Below are 18,866 nucleotides of genomic sequence, written 5' to 3'. Positions count from 1 at the left end.
TAAATAGATAGTCGAAATATTTTTTTTAATTATAAAATTTTTATTGTGTTAAAAAAATTTACCGGAATCAAACTTTTGATTTTTCTGGTCGTGGTATTTTTTGGGAAAAACCATGAGGTATTTTCTCAAACTAAACGCACTATTAGTGGGAAAATTACAGATGTTAAAAATGGTGAAGGATTGATAGGTGTTACTGTTTTTGTAAAAGAACTTAAAATTGGGACACAAACCAACCTTTACGGCTTTTATTCTATATCAGTACCTGAAGGAGGATATTCAATATCGGTATCTTCATTGGGGTACACCGGCATCACTCAAAAGATAAATGCTTCAAAAGATTTGACGATAAATCTCGAATTAATAGAGGCGGACAATAATCTGGAAGAGCTGGTGGTGCGATCTGAGCGAGAGGATCAGAATGTAAGGAATATTGAGATGTCGGTCAATAAGGTGGAAATGAAAACCATCAAAAAAATGCCTGCTTTGTTGGGTGAGGTGGATGTAATCCGTAGTATTCAGTTTTTGCCGGGAGTGAGTTCGGTAGGAGAGGGGGCTTCTGGTTTCAATGTAAGAGGTGGGGCAATTGATCAAAACCTGGTTTTGCTGGATGAAGCACCTGTGTATAATTCCTCGCATTTATTTGGATTTTTCTCTGTGTTTAACCCTGATGTGGTCAAAGATGTCAAACTAATCAAAGGAGGAATACCGGCAAACTATGGCGGAAGGGTTTCTTCGATTCTGGATGTTAGAATGAAAGAAGGGAATTCGAAAAAGCCGGAGTTTTCGGGCGGCATCGGCACTATTTTTTCAAGATTTACTTATGAAAGACCGTATTTAAAAGAAAAAGGCTCTTTCGTAGTCGCTTTGAGAAGGTCATACATTGATATACTTGCCAAACCTTTTTTAAACAATGACCTGAAAAATTCCCGGTTTTACTTTTATGATTTTACAGCTAAGACCAATTTCAGGATTAATGAAAATAACACTGTGTATGCATCGGGGTATTTCGGCCGAGATATTTTCGGTGCTGACTTTGGATTTAATTGGGGAAATACTACCACGACATTCAGATGGAACCATGTTTTTTCTAAGAAACTCTTTCTTAATACCACCGTCTTTTATTCCAATTATGACTATTCTCTGGACTCAGACCTTAAAGATGAAAATAATCAGGATTCGTTTGAGTGGAATTCTGACATCATAAATTATAGTCTCAAACCGGATTTTAATTATTATCTAAATTCCAAAAATACCATCTCCTTTGGAGGACAGATGATTTATTATACATTTAATCCCGGGAAAGCCGTTGCGACTTCAGGAGGGATCAGCCGGGAAATTGGTTTGGATAAAAAATTTGGATTGGAAAACGCAATTTATGCTTCAAATGAACAAAAAATAAATGAGCGGATCACCCTAAATTACGGATTGAGATATTCAAATTTTATGAGGCTCGGGCCCGGTATTGAATACACTCTTAAACCTGAAGAATCTAATAGCAGAAAAGAGATTTTAGGCCAGAAGGAATTTGAAAAAAATGAAAGAATGAGTTCTTATGGCAATCTGGAACCAAGGATAGCCGTAAATTTTGGTCTGGCTAATTCATCTTCTTTAAAATTAAGTTATAACCGGTTGGCCCAATATATCCATTTACTTTCCAACACAAGTGCATCTTCGCCTTTGGATGTTTGGACACCAAGTTCAAACAATATTAAACCACAGATTTCTGACCAGATTGCCCTTGGGTATTTTCATAATTTCAGCAATAACATATATGAATCGTCTGTGGAAGTATATTATAAAAAACTTCAGAATCAGATTGATTATGTTAGAAATGCCGATTTGTTGCTTAATCCGGCAGTGGAAGGCGACTTGCTTTTTGGAAATGGGCGGGCTTATGGTGCAGAATTTTTTCTTAAAAAAAATAAAGGAAAGTTTAATGGATGGATAAGTTATACCTTGTCAAGAACTGAGAAAAAAGTGAGCGGGCTCAACAACAACCAATATTTTCTTAACCGCATCGATAAATTACATAATATTTCGGCGGTTTTGATTTATGATCTTTCCAAAAGATGGTCGCTGGGATCCACCTTTAGCTTTGCTACAGGTACACCTGCAAGTTTTCCTACCAATAAGTATTTATGGCAAGGTATGGCTCTGCCTCATAATTATACTGATGAGCGTAATATCTATCGTATTCCGGCTTCGCATCGGGCTGATATTTCTGCCACCAGAAAAAACAAGCATGCGATGTTTAAAAGAGGAGAAAGTGAATGGGTGTTTTCAGTATATAATGTTTATGACAGGAGAAATCCGTTTTCGGTGTATGTAAGACAAAATCCTGATGATCCTTCCAAAACCGAAGCAGTGAGTTATTCTGTTTTTGCCTCTTTTATTCCGGCAGTAACCTATAATTTTAAATTCTAAGAAATGAAATATTATAATTTAAAAAAGTTAATAGTATTTGGATGGGTTGGATTCTTGTTTTTACTCTCTTCTTGTGAGGATGTAGTTAAAATAGAGGTTAAAGATGGTAAACAGCAGCTGGTTGTCGATGCCTGGCTAACCAATGAAGCTAAAGAGCAAAAAATTGTGTTGACTTATTCTCAGCCTTATTTTGATGATACAGACCTTATACCAGCATTGGGTGCGGAGGTAACTGTGATATTGGACAATAGCCTGACATTAAAATTTTCCGACGAAAACCGCGATGGAGTTTACACTTTTACGCCCTTAGATGGCGATTACATGGGAGATGCAAAACAGGTCAGGCTATTGGTCAAGCTGGGGGACGAACAATACCAATCATTTTCAGCTCTTAAACGTGTACCGAGGATTGATTCAGTGGCTTACGAGGAATTTTCTTTTCCTGTAGAAATTCCGGATGCAGGCCCGAAAGATGGTTTTCTGGCGGAGTTTTATGCAAATGATTTACCGGGAGAGGGTGACACTTATCTTATCAGATCTTATAAAAATGACTCACTAAGGTTTAAGCCTGAAAATATTACTTTGGCCTATGATGCCGGTTTTTCGGCGGGTTCAAAAACTGACGGACTAATGTTTATTTTGCCCATCAGGCAATCTATAAATCCTGTTTTGTTCCAGGATAAAGACAAACTAAAAGTCGAACTATTATCAATTCCGATTGAGGCGTATTATTATATTCTTCAATTACGACAGGAATCTCAAAATGGAGGGATATTTGCCACACCTTCAAGCAATATTCCCACAAATATTTTCAACATTAATCCCAAGTCTGAAAACACCGCTTTAGGTGCATTTATCGTTTCCAGGGTTAGCAGTTTTGAGACAGTCATTGATAAGAAAAAAGCAAAGCCCAAGAAATAAATAAAAGCACTTATAATTTTTTGGAAATAAAAAAAACCGCCCATTTTTTCAAATGAACGGCTTTCAATAAACAATTCTAAATAATATTAGTATCTGTACATTTCAGCTTTAAAAGGCCCATCAACGCTTACGCCGATGTATTCCGCTTGCTCAGTTGACAGTTTATCCAATTTTGCACCCACATGAGCCAAATGGAATGCAGCTACTTTTTCATCAAGGGCTTTAGGCAATACATACACTTTTTTCTCATAGGCAGCTGTATTGTTCCAAAGTTCCAACTGGGCCAAGGTTTGGTTAGAGAAAGAACATGACATTACAAATGAAGGGTGTCCCATAGCACAACCCAGGTTAACCAATCTTCCTTCAGCCAATATGATTATGTCTTTTCCTTCTACATTGTACATATCCACCTGAGGCTTGATTACGTTTTTGGTATGACCATAGTTTTGGTTTAACCAGGCCATGTCAATTTCGTTATCAAAGTGTCCGATGTTACAAACTATAGCTTTGTCACGCATTTTCAGGAAATGCTCTTTTCTGATTATCTTATAGTTACCTGTAGCAGTAACGAAAATCTGGGCTCTCGTGGCAGCTTCGTCCATAGTTACTACTTCGTAGCCATCCATTGCGGCCTGAAGGGCACATATTGGGTCAATTTCAGTAACCAACACTCTGCAACCGGCACCTCTCAACGACTCGGCTGAACCTTTACCTACATCGCCATAACCGGCAACTGCAGCAACTTTTCCAGCCAACATCAAGTCAGTAGCACGACGGATGGCATCAACCAATGACTCTTTACAGCCGTATTTGTTGTCAAATTTAGACTTAGTTACTGAATCGTTAACATTGATTGCAGGGAGTAAAAGTGTGCCGTTTTTCATTCTTTCATAAAGACGGTGAACACCTGTGGTAGTTTCTTCAGAAAGTCCTTTGATTCCGGCTACGAGTTCAGGATATACATCAAAAACCATGTTGGTCAAATCACCACCATCATCAAGAATCATATTAAGTGGTTGTTGTTCTTCTCCAAAAAACAATGTCTGCTCGATACACCAGTCAAACTCTTCAGCAGTCATGCCTTTCCATGCATAAACCGAAATGCCGGCAGCAGCGATGGCAGCGGCAGCGTGATCTTGTGTAGAGAAAATATTACATGAAGACCAGGTTACTTCAGCTCCAAGTTCTACCAGAGTTTCTATCAAAACAGCGGTTTGGATTGTCATGTGAAGACATCCGGCAATTCTAGCTCCTTTCAGAGGCTTGCTTGGGCCATATTCTTTACGGATTTCCATCAAACCCGGCATTTCGGCTTCAGCCAATTGAATTTCTTTACGACCCCAGTCTGCAAGGGCGATATCTTTTACTTTAAACGGAATGAAAGTGTTACTTTTGCTCATAAAAAAGCTATTTTATCTATATTAATATTGTTTAACTTAGTATATTATCTAAAAAACGACACAAAAATAGATATAAGTAACTTTAAAACAATGAAAAATCAGGATAAATATCTTTTTTAGGCTCTAATTTTTTTTTACGGTAAAATGAATAGCTAAACTGAGGTTGAATAACCCGGGATTGAGGAATTTAGAAAATTCAATATTCTTATTTGTAAAAAAGGCAGAATACAAATTTTGGAGAAATTTGAATATGTAATTATAGAAAGAGCAAATTCAAAGTATTTTTTGTATTCAAAACTTGAATATTAGAATTAAAAATGTAGTTTTTTACTAAAGAAAGGGCCTTAAAGGATAAAAAAATCGGGATAAAGAGATAAATTCGAAAATGTAAAACATATTTTTGCGTTGAGTAAATTTTAAACCAAAAACTAATTGAAAAATGGGAAAGTCTTTCTTGAAAAATCTCTTGTTGGTGCTTTTTGTGGGTGTTTTTATAATTTCATGTAAAAAAGATAGTGATACAGTTGAACCTGTAACCATTGATGGAACCTGGAAAATTCTCAATTTAAATGTAACACTTGGAGGAAATACTATTGATTATTGGACATTTTATAATCAGTTTTATCCTTGCACTAAAGACATTACCATTAGTTTTGATACCAAAAGCAATTTTTCAGTATTTGAGCCCGCTGGTTGTGTTGACGACAACGGCGATTCGTTTTTACCTATTGGGAAAATAGGCACCTTTACATTGGGTACTGATAACAAACTTATTTTGAAAGAATCAGGAGGGCAGACTTTAGAAGGAAATGTGGTGGTTGAAAGTGATAAGATTACCTGGAATACCAAATTGGATATTTCAGGTGTTAGTACTGATATTGTTGCAAAGTTTACGAGGGTGCAGTGAAAAAGAAAGTATAAAGTATTTCAAAAAATTAGAAATGATCTCTAGAATAAATTTTTAAGGATGTTTGAAAATTTTTAATAAAGTAATTTTTATGAAATCTTGAATTATTTAAAATTTCCGCTTAAATCTTTTTAAATGAATATTTCTTAAAAATCAATCTTTCTATTTGCTTGATTTGGCTTAAATTTTGTTAAAATTAAGTTAAACAATTTTATAGACACAATGTTTAAGAAGTTATTCCTTTTACAACTACTTTTATTAAATTCACTTATTGTAAAAAGCCAATCAAATAGTTTAAAATTGGATGAATTTTCTATAAATTCATTCTGCGAAAATCAAGATGTAGTATTAACTTTTAGCTCAAATGTAAAGTTTGGAAACTCAAACATCTTTAAAGTTTTTATAGCAAATCAATTAGATAATAATTTCCTGGAGGTCGAATCAAAATTGAAGGAGAAGACTTTAATAATAAAAATTCCGAAAATAAACAATTTGCCATTTAAATCAACCCCATTTGATTATTTAATAAAGATAAAATCATCAGAGCCGGAGCTAACAAGCAATGTTATACCAATTACAATAACCACTCTACCAAATGTCATATTAGCCGGTCAGGCACTGGTGAACCCTTATTCAAAGGTGGCGGTACCTTTGTCAGGACAAGGAAGTTGGCCCTCAAACATTGTACTTGATGACAACTCTTCGGTTAGTTTTGACAATTTTTTTAATCCATCTCTTTTGTTGCAATCAGGCATTTCGAAAGAATATAAAATAATGTCCGTAAACAACAAATGCGGTGAAGGAGAATTTAAGGGCTCTTTTAATTTAAAAATAAACCCAATTGCTCTCAAAATAATCTCTTTAGGCATGGATTATTCCTACTGCAAAGGAAGTGATTTTTATATTACAGTAGCCAAGACTGGTCAATTTAATCATAATAATAAATTTCAGGTTCAGGTTCGTGATAACAGTTCCTCCTCGTTTATAAATTTACCAACATTTGCTGAATCTGACTCTATATTAAAAGTTTCAATTCCAAAAGATTTCAATGTTAATAATATTTCCTCATTTCGGGTTACTGCATCTTCTCCTGAGGCGAATGGAGAAATCCTCGAAAAAAGAATAAGTTTGGTTGACAAATCTGTAAGCCTTTCAGCAACCCCCTCGATTAACCAATTTTCAAAAAATATTTACTTAAATGTTAAATTTAAAGGTATTGGGCCATTTGAAGCAAAATTTAAAAATGGTTTGGTTATTAGTTCTAGCTATATAGCAGGAAATGAAACATGGGCATCCAAAATAATTCCATTTACAGATAATTTGGAATCATACGAAATAGTGTCTGCTCAAAGTTCCTGTGGAAATTTACCTATACCTGAGGGTGGCCTAAGCATAAAAATTCCAAATGAAAAAAAAATATTTATTGATATTGATGCATTGGAACACCCTCCCGGAATTTGTATTAATACTGGTAAATTTGAAATTCCAATTGTTTCAAATATACCTAACCTCAAAAACTCCCTTGGAATTAAATTTAGTTTATTATATCTAAATTTTTATGGGGAGGTTTATAAAACCAGAGAGTTTGATGCCACATTAACAGAAAACAATAAAATGTTACTTGTAAATATTCCATCTGATGCCCTGGCAAACGTGAAAGAAACCGGTTTAAGGTTTAAAATTCTGGTTGCCAACCCAAATATTGAAAGCCCTATAAAAGAGGTTCGATTTTTTGACATTCCTACTCTTGTAAATATTGTGGCCTCAAATACAATCCTGGACAAACCTGAAAATGTATTAATTAGGTTAGAATATACCAACTCAAGAGCAAGAACTACGGTAATACTTAACGACAATTCGGAAAAAAGTTTTGGAGGTCTAAGTAATTCCCCTATTGAGTTTTCAGTTTTCCCCAATCAAACAACCACGTATAAGGTAAAAAAGATCTCAAATGTGTGCGGTACAATTGATAACCCAAAAACAATTTATACCTCAAGTTTTTATAGAGATAGCTTAAAAATCACTGTTTCGAGACCATTAGAATATAAAGTAAAAATAAAAATACCAGAAAAGGCTGGGTTTTGTTTAGGGGAAAGCTTCAAAATCGACCTGGAAGGCATTGGGAATCTCCCTAAAGATCAGGTTTATAAAGTTGAGATATATAATTCAAGTTCAAAAAACATTATTGGACAAGGTACATTAGGTGTTATAGATGCCAATATACCAAATGATCCAAAACTTTTGGGAAACAGCCCCGAAACTGCATTTAATCAGGCGATACGTATTCTCGGTCCAGATGGGTCGATTGTTAGCAACGCCATTGAATTAAAGGTTTTTTCAAAGCCTAAAGCATACATAGCCGACTACGACTACACTTACAATAAAAAATTAATTCTAAATGAACCATTTTCATATAGTGTTTACATAACTGGTGGTGGAAGTTTAATAAAATACCAATTTGATGAGCTACCAGAGGAAGAGTACATTCTAAATTATAATCACAAATTCTCGTTATCTAAATATAATAATCCCTATATTCCCTTAAATTCAGGTTATTATAATTTGAAAAGCATTCAAAATGAATGTGGAGTTGGCGAGGTTACAGGCGAAGGACTTAAAATTATACCGTATAATATCACACTAATAAATAACTCAAATATTCCATTTTGCGAAGGAAAACACTCAATTATCCCTATAAGCTTTATGTCACAAGGAGATATTATGAAAGCTGATTTAAAAGTAGAGGTTTCTCTATACGGACAAAATAATTTTAAAGAAATACAAATTGTAAAACCCGGCAACCCAATGTGGGTTCAGGTTCCGGAAGGTTTTTTCCAATCCAGTTCTTTAATTGATATAAGGGTAATTGATAAAACAATTGATTTCAAATCAAATACAATCCAATCGACATTTTACACCTCTCCAAAAATTACTTTAACTGGTCAAAATGGAAGTGCAAATGAGATAATCTTGAGTGATTCTGATGGATCAAGTAGCTGTATAAATATCAAAAGTACAATGCAACATTTTCATACTGTGTGGATTGAAGGAATTGGGGAAGTAACTGCAAATAATTGTGTAAGAGTTTCACCAAAAGTAAGCACAACATATAAAGTGGCAAAAGTATCCACAGCTTGCGGATATTTTAACTCCAATAGTCAAATACTGGTTAGAATCCCAAAATCAGCCAAAATAACCACAAATACGACTAGCTATTGTATAGGTGGAAAAATGTCTGTTAACTATAAAATTAAAGGTGACTTTAATCCAAACTCTTTTTTTGAATTCTTTATCGAAAATTATAATAACAATCAGGACATTTATAATCTTGGAAAAACTGAAAAATTAGAGGACACTAATTACAATTTAAATTTACCCTCAAGCTTAAAAACAGGTTTTTATAAGTTATACATAAAATCTGATGGAATTGTTTTAGGAAGCTCTGAAATAATTCAAATTTTGGATCGCCCCTCTGCCAGTATCACTGGTAATGCGACTATAAACAATGGGAAATCAACCTATCTTACTATTGTTTCTGATCTCGAAAACCCATTTTTTAATTATTCTTTATCTGACGGGATATTGGGGAAATCAGGCTCAAGAATTACCTATGTAAAAGTTTCACCCAAGCAAACTACTACTTATAAAATAATCTCTATCACAAATCTTTGCGGAAAAGGCCAGGCTTCTGGCGAGGCTACTGTAATTGTAAATACCAAAACAGAAAAAGAAATAAATGAAGTAATCCTCAATAAACAAAAAACCTGTCCTGGTGAAAAAGTTAATGTGACATTTACCTCTTCTGGTTTAGATATAAATAGTTTGAAGCTTGAAATATCAGATAAAAATGGACTGAATTTTAACAAGATGCCTTTTTCAATTATTGGAAATAGTTTTGTTTTTACAGTACCTGAAAATTTACCTACAGGAACAGATTATAGAGTCAAAATATTGTCAGATGACCCAAGCGTTTCAGGTTCGACATCAATTTTACCGTTTGAAGTTATCCAGGGAATTTCAGTTTATGTATCGTCAAGTAAACCCTATTTTACAACAGAGTCTCCCGCCACAGTAAATTTTGAATTTAATGGCACACCCCCCTTTTACCTGATTTATGACGACTCATCAGCCATCTATAAATCAAATTATTATATTCAAAATAATCAATATAGTTTATCAATAAGAAAACCAGGAAATTATAAGGTGTTTCAATTAAGCAATAACCTATGTTCAATGGGACTTGTTAAAGGATTGAATCCTTTAACAATTGAGATATTAACAGCTACAGAAAATCCATATGAAATTGAAACTCTGATTTATCCTAATCCCGCTGTAGATTATTTTGAATTCAGTGAATTTTTAAACCCAATTGTTGTGAAAATTCTAAGCCCTCAGGGAAGAATTCTTAAAATCTTTAATTCATTTTCCGAAAAATCACCAAAATTAAATATTTCTGATTTACCATCAGGTAAATACATAGTAGAAATTCTTACCAAGGAAAAATCTTTAAAAAAATCCTCAATTATCAAACTTTAATTTTTCTCACAAATGCATAGATTATTTATATTATTTATTCTGGTAATTCCAACAATAACATTTTCACAAACATTAAGTATTCAAAATCCTTCAGGAGACCTCTGTACTTCTAAAAAAAACGTCATAAACTTCACTTCCACTGGTGCATTTGGATCGAATAATAAATTTAAAATAGAGCTTTCATATAATTATAAAAAATCAGGAAGCTCTAACACCGAAACCAAAATAATTACAGTTTCAGAGGAGTCAGGCTTGAACCAAATACCAATTATAATCCCTGACACCATTTCTAATACATTCGGCAAATTAAGAGTGGTTTCTACAGACCCTATAGTCCAAAGCCCCTGGAGTGCTAATGTATATTTTAAGTTTTTAATTAGCGGGAATTTGTTAGGAGAATTTTTAACCAATTCATTTGAACAAGTTCCTCTAAATATTTCTCTATTGAAGGGAGCACGGCCCTTTATTTTGAAATTCAATGACTCCACAGGTGTTATCAAAGACCCATCATCGTTTTATGGTGACACATATATTCTAAATCCTGAAAAGACCACCTCTTATTCTGTTAAAGAGGTTACAAATGAATGTGGTATTGGAAAAATTACGGGCGAGCAATTAGTCAAAGTTAATCCGATAAATCTTCGATTGATGGGGCTGAATTTTACATCCCCTGCCTGTGTGGGAGACAAAGGTTTTGTTACTTTTAATATGGATAGGCCATTTGACAAAGAAAATAAGTTTTTTCTTTATGTGTATTCAAACGGAAATAACAATACTAAAATCAATGAAATCCGGCTCCCACTTGAATATGTTTCTGACAACACCTACTCTTATAAGTTGCTCCCTGAAATGGAAGGGAAAAACTTCCATGCAGTATTAGAATCAACAGCCCCATATTGTAAATCAACAAATAACTTTGCCTTTAGTGTTGAGCAAAACTACAAAGTAAAAATATTAACAGAGAAATTGGATATTCCTTATGGAGTAAAAGGAACAATTAATGTTCAATATGGTGGTAATGCCGATCATAATACTTATTTTGATTGGGTTGCAGAAAAAGCCAATAAGGTTCCAATAACGAATATTGAAAATATCTATGACGAAAAAATAAAGAAATACACCGTAGAGCCTTTATTTTCTGATGTTTACAAAATAACAAGTGCCGCTTACCGAAACTGTACCAGATCGTCTATAGTAGAAGGAAAAACAAATATAAATGTTACTTCGGGCTTCAATATTAGTGAGAACAATAAGCCAATTTCTGTTTGTGAAAATGGTCAGGTTGATATAATTATAAAAAAACTCGGCACTTTTCCGGCAGATAATAAATTCAAATTTGAATTTTCATATTCTTCTACCAATTCGTTATTCTTTGATGCGTATTTTATTAATGACACTACTCTCAGAGTTGATCATATAAATAGCCCGTTTCCTGGAAAAACAGCATCTGGAAATTTATGGGTAATTAGCACAAACCCCAACATTAAGAGTTTAAAGTTTTTAAGTATAACCATTAATTCCACTCCAACTCTTACGCTGTCTAATCCAAATAACCCTGTTTACAATTCCGAAGCTGGAAAAAGGTTTGATCTTCCAGTAGTTGTTAATGGTTCATCAAATATCCCATATAGTCTGTTAATAAATGATGGCAAAAATGATTTTAGTCTTATAAATACAGGGGTATTTCCAATTAGCTCTACAACTTATAATATAAAAGAAATTTCAAATGCTTGCGGAAAATCTATTTTAGTAAATAAATCAATCAAAGTCCAAGTTTCAAATCCTCAAAATCTTAAGCAATCTATATCCTTAAATATGGGATACCAACCCATTTATTGCAAAAATAAACCAATTGATGTACCATTTGTAGTAAATGGAGAGTCTGATACAAGTGATGTATATACAGTTGAGGCCATAAAATATGAAAATAGTGTTGCCAATTATATTGAACTTGGATCATCAAAAAAGTTTCAGATTAATATAAGCATTCCGGAAGTTTTTTCTGAGTATAACTCACTGCCAATAAGGGTTACAAATAAAAAACGGAAAATTTCTTCACCAGATTTATTTCTTTATTTGGATGATGTACCCAAAGCAAATTTTTTCGGTGCAGCCGAAAGAGAAGTAATATTGGGAACTCCAATTATTTTACAATTTAAAGCTAAGAGTTATTCAGAGATGGCCATTGAATTCTCAACAGGAGAAAAAATAAGTCAAAGCGTATTCAACTCCGGGTCTGGGGAATATAATTTTTCAAAATTCATCAAACAAAGTACTATATTTTCCATTTCAAAAATATCTAACAGGTGCGGTGTAGGTAATTCTACCGGTGAAATAAAAATTGATACAAAACCTTACAAATTTATAATAGAGAATTTGTCAAACTTGAATTACTGTGAAGGGGAGAATATTCATATCAGATATGGTTTTGAAGGGAATATTCCACAAAATTTCAATGCTCAAGTACAAATATCAGAATCATATAATCAAAATTATGGTGATTTACCCACTAAAGTTGAAGGTGAATTTTTAGTGGCAACAATCCCTGTTGGTCTCCTTAAAAATTCGCCGAAATTCTATTTAAGAATTAAAGAGAACAATGAAACAGGTTACCCATCTACCCCGATATTAATTTCAATAAACAAAAAACCCGAAATCAAATTAGTGGCACAGGATAATTCCGATATTGCTATTTATTCTAAGAAATCACAAGGAGCTCAGCTCAAAATAATCAACTTAAATGGTGCATTCGGATTTAAGTATGGATTATTCCCTGCAACAAATGTCAGCACCAGCTATTCTTATACTGATCCACGCGTGTCACCTGACACAAGTACTATTTATTCAATTAGATATGCCTATAATGAATGTGGGTATGGGAAGTTCCAGGGAAGTGTAAATGTAAAAGCCGCTGCAAGCTTAGTTCTCAATAATATACCTCAATTGGCTTGTTTGGGTACTAAAATTAAAATTGATTTTTCTGCAACAGGTGATTTTGAATCTAACAATATAATTACTGTTGAATTACAAAACCTGAGTAATAATGTATTTACAAAAATAGGTGAAACCAAACTAACTGGCCTCACAAAAGAATTTTTGATTCCTAACGATCTCGCTTCAGGAAATTATTATGTCAATATTAAATCTAGTGCCCCCGCTTTAGCAAGCAACTCAAATTTTTTAGGAAAAATACTTAAGGTAGAAGCTCCGCCATTAGGCAATCTTCAGGGAAATACCATTTCAAATCCCGGGGAAAAAGTAAACCTTGTACTAAAGTTATCAAGTGGAACTCTCCCTATTATTTACGAACTTTCTGATGGTACAAAAGGTAAGGTACAGTATATGGAAGCTTCAAATTCCTATTCTATTCCGGTAACACCAAAGTTATCTACAAATTATTTTATTAAAGAGCTTATTAATAGCTGTGGAACTTCAAAATCAGATAAGCAAATAACAGTTACTGTTAATGAACCCCAACCGCTTTTAATTACAACTACTAACGTTCAGCCAGTTAATGGTAAAATTTGTGCTGGAAAGAACATTTTGGTAAATTTTTCGACCACAGGGCCTCTTAAAGGAAATGAAGCTTTTTCAGTTCAAATATCTGATTTGAATGGAAACAATTTCATAAATATACCAACCAAAGGAAATTCAAGTCCGATTACGGCAGAATTGCCTTCAAATTTAGTTCAGGGCGATTATTACAGAGTTAGAGTTGTATCAAATGTACCTTCTGCTGGTTCAGCGTTTCACTCCTCAATACCTATTAAAATAGCCGCAGTTGGGCAACTTCAAATAAATAAGCTTATATATGAACCTGCCAAAGATGCTGTTGCAAACCTTAAGTTTTCCGGCACTTTTCCTATTTACTTTTCATTTGGAAATGATAGCCTTAAAGCTCCAACTTTTCAGGCAAAAGACAGCTTGTATAATTTTGCCTTTAAACCCACGTTCCCGAATGGGGTAAGTGTATATAAGTTATTTAAAGTTTCAAATTCCGATTGTGGTGTTGGAATCGTTATTGGGAATAATAAATTACAAATTGAATTATTAACAGAAGTCGAACCTCATTTCATCAACTACATTGAGGTTTTCCCCAATCCTGTACAGGAAATCTTAAAAATTAATGCCAAGGAAAATATATTCTTACTAAAACTAACCAATACTTTGGGTAAAGTGATCATTGAAAAAGATTTCTATGAAAGCAAGGAATTAAATATTTCCCATCTTCCATCTGGCACTTATTATCTAACTATCAATCACACAAACTTTAAAATCGTTAAATTATAAATATAGAACGGATGAAAAAATTGCAAATTATCTTAGCACTTTTAATATCAATTTGTACTCATGCTCAGCAAAATTCTGTTTTGGTAGAAACCTTTCTAAACCAATATTGTACAGGAACTTCTATATCTTTGAAATTAAAGACTTCAGGCAATTTTAACGAAGACAATAAATTTGTTATAGAAATTTCAGATGCATTTGGAAAAAATTTTAAGGAATTAAAACGGATAAATTCAACTTCAACTGATTTAATCATTCCATTGGAATTACCATTTGGAGAGAATTATATGATTAGGGCTAATTCAACATCCCCTGCAGTTACTGGAATTCCTTCCAATCGTTTCAAAATATTCACAAAACCTATAGCAAAATTGAGTTATGTTGGTGCTTCTCAGATAAATCCATTTAGTAAGGTTGATTTAAAAATAAAAATTATTGGTGGTGGAAGTTTTAACCTGGTTTTAAATGATAGTACAAAATTAAATACTATTTATCCAAGCTCCTATGACTCAACTTATACTGTTTCTAAACTAATAGTTAAATCCTTCAATTATAGAATTGAAAAAATCGAAAACTTATGTGGAGTGGGTATTTCCGCCGGTGAAGCAAATATCAAAACAAATCCCTATGGTTTACTAGTTACAGGGTTAAGCAATTTATATTATACTTGTCCTGGGAAAAAAATACACTACTCATATAGCTTAAATGGAACTTTAGGTGAAACCAATTCTTTCAAATTAAGAATAAAATCAGCTGTTGGGACATATCAGGAAGAGATAGAATCAAAACTCAATGAAAAAGGGTTTTTAGAGTCAACACTACCTCAAAATCTCGAATATGGCAAATCATTTTCATTACAATTAATTGGTTCAAATCCAGAAATTTATAGTGATCTGATTATGTTCTCAATTCCTCCTAAAGCAATTATTGGAAATGTTAGTACAGGTAACTCTCAATACGGTATAATTCCTTCCTTATTAGTTAATATTAATCAAGGTTTGCCACCTTATGTTGTTTCTCTTGAAAATGGTCAAAGTCATTATCTTACTAAGAACTATTCTGAAATTCCTTTGATAAATTTAAATGCAAAAAACTCATTTGTTTCAATAAAAGATCAGTGTAATTCGATAAAAAGTACAATTGATAGTGTCAATGTATCTTTACCTTCTTTTATAACCATTGATTCAATTCCATCTAAGAATTATTGTGTCGGCGAAACACTGGAAGTACCAGTTACAACCAACATGACCTTTAATAGCAAATCAAAAATTTATTTCTATTTATGGGAAGAAAGCTATGTTGTTCAGCCAAAATTTGAAGCAAAATTAATTGATAATAAATTAGTTGCTAAGATTCCACCAATGCAGGGTGGATATTATTCAATAATGATTACTACAGAAAATCCAACCACTGAACACATTGCATTTAATAGGAGGATAAAAATTAACCAACCTTCCACATCCTCGCTTTCAATAAGGACAAACCCACTTGGCAGCTGGCTGGTATTAAATCCTGGTGTAGGATTTGAACCTTCAACTGTGAAATTAATTATTGACGACAAGGAACATTTGTTGAACTATCAGAATTTTTCAAAAAATTTGAGAACCTACGAGTTTAAGATAAATCCAAAAAAAAATCGGGTATTTAGCCTTGCCGAGGTTAAAAATGAATGTGGGGCTTCGCAAATAAACCCATCAGCAAAATCTGTTTCCTTCAAATTCCAAGGCACTCAAAACAGAAATATTATTATCGGTCAAATCGAAAAATCAAACTATTGTATAGGGGAAGACATTAAGATTCCTTTTACAATAGAAGGTGAATTAAGTTCAAATGAAGTTGTAGAACTATACAATGTTGGCGGAAATGGATATAATACAATAAAACTAACCGAAGGAAAAACTAGCCCTATTGTATTAAATATATCTCCAAGTACCAGATTTGTTTCAAATCAATTTTTTTTAAAAATAAGCAATACAGAAATAGCCAGCGACGAGAAAAGCTTAACAATAAATAGTAAGCCATGGGTCGGTTCGAACACAAAATTTAAACAAGTAATTAAAAATCAACCTCTTAACTTGGAGCTTAGGTCATCCGGTAGTTATCCAATTTATTATAAATTAAATAATGAAGTGAGAACTATACCTCACGGTTCATTTAGTGATATTAATAAATATGAGAGGTTTACGCTATATCCAAAAGAAAATTTAACTCTTAAGATTGAATCTGTAAACAACTCTTGTGGGTACATGGATCAATCTCTAAAAAGTGAAATTAAAATTGAGGCATTTACTACAATTCTTTACTTTGATGAGTATAGTACTTCTATTAATTCAGGGGTTTGTACAGGAGAACTGTTAAGAATTCCGTTCAAAGGAATTTATATTCGAAAAAACACCAAAATTTACGCAGAGTTAACTGATTTAAACGGTTTGAATTTCAAAGAAATAACAACTTATCAGGATGGCAATGAGATGATTGTTCAAATTCCAAAAGATTTAAAAACTTCAAATAAATATAAGATCCGATTAGTCGCAAAAAATCCGGAAGACACATTCTATTCTGAAGAACGTTCTATTAATGTTTTTGAACCGGCAACTGGGAAAATTTCTACGAAAGAGGGAAAAGACATAATTGAAAAAAACGGTTATGAGCCAGTTAATTTGAAGCTGGAATTTACAGGTTCTCCCACCTTCCAAACTATTATTTCAAATACTTACAATATAAATTCAACTTTAGACCCGTCAATTAGATATTATGATTATATTTCAAATATAAATGTTAATCCTACAAAAAAAACCACATATTCAATCCAACAGTTGAATAATTTTTGTGGATTTGGAAAAGTCTCCGGAAACGTAACAGTGTCAGTTACTCCTTATGTAAGTTCGATTAAATTAAGTAAAAATAAGGTTTGTAAAAGCGAAAAAGTAACTCTCAGCATTGGACTCAATGGTGATTATTCTGATGAGGATATAATCATAGTAAAATTAAAAAAATTAGTTTCCAATACCTACCTTACTGTTAAAGAATTAATAAAATTTAAGGCAAAAGAAAATAAATCATTAGATGTTATTTTTCCGGAAGAATTTGAAATAGGGTCTTACGGAATTTCCGCCGATTTTGAAAAGTATCAAAATAATTCACAGTCCTCAGTATTAGGATTTGTACTTATGTCGCAAGCAAATATAAATCTTGCAGGAAATGCCACAGTGAACAACGGAAATTCAACTTTAATAAGTGCAGTTGTTTCAGGTTCAACACCGGTTTCTTATGAACTAAACGACGGTTCAAAAGGAGTCCTAAACAGTTCTGGCTTAAATTCAATTAAGGTTATTCCAAATTATAATTTTGAATACAAAATTATTTCAGCAAAAAATGAATGTGGGTCTGCAATTTTTTCTGGCCAATCTATTGTTCGGGTCAATGAACCATCTATCAAAAAAATTGATATTCCAGAAATGTCGAATTATACTTTTTGCCCTGGGGCTTCGGTTAGTTTACCCTTTAAATACACAGGTGACTTTGTTCCGAATGTCACTTTTTACGGTCAAATTTCAGATAAAGAAGGAGCTGATTTCAAAGACATTCCAGGTGCTATTTCAACTCAAAGCCCAATAAAATTCATTTTGCCAACAAATATTTCGTCCGGTAACAATTATCGTTTTCGGGTGATTTCTTCTGATGTAGGTGTTCAAAGTAGTACAAGTACAAACTTCATAAATATTATTGAAAAAATTATTGTTAAAGTAACTGGACCAAAATACTTGGAATCTAATAAGGCAGTTGAATTAAATGTGGAATCAGCCACTAATTCCGGGTTTGCATTTTATGTGATTGACTCCATTTCAAAAAAGACTTTGTCAAATACTTACATTAATACAAGTCCGCAAAAACTACTTTTGAATATTTCAAGTCCAACAATACTAAAATTCTATGCCCTCAATTCATGTGGACCAGCCATTTTTAATGGGCCAAATTTTTTGAAATTAGATTTACTGATGGCATCTGAAAACGAGAACCCTAATAATTTTTTAGCTTATCCAAATCCGGCAGAAAAGTTTATAAAAATCAAAATGACAGGAGTATTTAATTTGGAGAATTTTTCGATTTCTAATTCTATCGGGCAAGCATTAGATTTAATTCCAAATTCCAAGAATAGGGAAGAAGTTATATTAGATATTTCGAATCTTCAAGATGGAATCTATTTCATTACATATTATGATGGTAAAAACAAATTAGTTGAGAGATTTGTAGTTAGAAATTAAATTCTTTTTTGAATAGAACTAAAAGGGTAAACTAAATACTATAAAATAATAAAGTATATTCCAACTTTAGGAGTGGTACGCCACCCCGGTCGAACCAGTGACCTTCGGGTTTAGACTAAAAATAAA

At 33.0% G+C, this 18,866-nt stretch carries 7 protein-coding genes; 6 read left to right on the top strand and 1 reads right to left on the bottom strand.

The features are described from left to right. The first annotated feature begins 75 nt into the window (after positions 1-75). Together IPP61_05195 and IPP61_05190 are read left to right on the top strand one after the other, a co-directional pair. Positions 76-2,424, top strand: a complete 2,349-nt coding sequence (locus IPP61_05195; GenBank protein MBL0324564.1) for a TonB-dependent receptor — start codon at positions 76-78, stop codon at positions 2,422-2,424. Positions 2,425-2,427: 3 nt separating this feature from the next. Continuing rightward, entirely contained in the window at positions 2,428-3,345 is a 918-nt protein-coding gene (locus IPP61_05190) for a DUF4249 domain-containing protein (protein MBL0324563.1), read from the top strand. 86 nt (positions 3,346-3,431) lie between these two features. On the opposite strand, the gene IPP61_05185 is transcribed toward IPP61_05190, so the two are convergent. Further along, positions 3,432-4,745 carry an adenosylhomocysteinase gene (locus IPP61_05185; protein ID MBL0324562.1) on the bottom strand — a complete coding sequence of 438 codons (1,314 nt, stop codon included), beginning with the start codon at positions 4,743-4,745 and terminating at the stop codon, positions 3,432-3,434. A gap of 439 nt (positions 4,746-5,184) precedes the next feature. Between IPP61_05185 and IPP61_05180 the strand changes: the two genes are divergently transcribed. The 4 genes from IPP61_05180 to IPP61_05165 all read left to right on the top strand — a co-directional run bounded on the left by IPP61_05180 (position 5,185) and on the right by IPP61_05165 (position 18,740). Beyond that, positions 5,185-5,652, top strand: a complete 468-nt coding sequence (locus tag IPP61_05180) for a hypothetical protein (protein MBL0324561.1) — start codon at positions 5,185-5,187, stop codon at positions 5,650-5,652. Between the two features lie 222 nt (positions 5,653-5,874). Next, a complete protein-coding gene (locus IPP61_05175) occupies positions 5,875-10,188 on the top strand; it encodes a T9SS type A sorting domain-containing protein (protein MBL0324560.1) in 4,314 nt (1,437 codons plus the stop codon). Between the two features lie 12 nt (positions 10,189-10,200). Continuing rightward, positions 10,201-14,478, top strand: a complete 4,278-nt coding sequence (locus tag IPP61_05170; GenBank protein ID MBL0324559.1) for a T9SS type A sorting domain-containing protein — start codon at positions 10,201-10,203, stop codon at positions 14,476-14,478. Positions 14,479-14,489: 11 nt separating this feature from the next. After that, positions 14,490-18,740 carry a T9SS type A sorting domain-containing protein gene (locus IPP61_05165; GenBank protein ID MBL0324558.1) on the top strand — a complete coding sequence of 1,417 codons (4,251 nt, stop codon included), beginning with the start codon at positions 14,490-14,492 and terminating at the stop codon, positions 18,738-18,740. The last annotated feature ends 126 nt before the right edge of the window (positions 18,741-18,866 follow it).

The organism is Cytophagaceae bacterium (assembly GCA_016722655.1).
In the GTDB taxonomy this organism is placed as follows: Bacteria; Bacteroidota; Bacteroidia; order Cytophagales; family Spirosomataceae; genus Leadbetterella.
The sequence above is the reverse complement of the archived record's forward strand: the minus strand, read 5'-3'. Positions and strand labels throughout refer to the sequence as shown.

Bases quoted from the DNA above. Each gene is read 5' to 3' on its own strand.
- IPP61_05180 (MBL0324561.1), top strand. From the start codon at position 5,185: ATGGGAAAGTCTTTCTTGAAAAATCTCTTGTTGGTGCTTTTTGTGGGT.
- IPP61_05190 (MBL0324563.1), top strand. From the start codon at position 2,428: ATGAAATATTATAATTTAAAAAAGTTAATAGTATTTGGATGGGTTGGA.
- IPP61_05165 (MBL0324558.1), top strand. From the start codon at position 14,490: ATGAAAAAATTGCAAATTATCTTAGCACTTTTAATATCAATTTGTACT.
- IPP61_05170 (MBL0324559.1), top strand. From the start codon at position 10,201: ATGCATAGATTATTTATATTATTTATTCTGGTAATTCCAACAATAACA.
- IPP61_05175 (MBL0324560.1), top strand. From the start codon at position 5,875: ATGTTTAAGAAGTTATTCCTTTTACAACTACTTTTATTAAATTCACTT.
- IPP61_05185 (MBL0324562.1), bottom strand. From the start codon at position 4,745: ATGAGCAAAAGTAACACTTTCATTCCGTTTAAAGTAAAAGATATCGCC.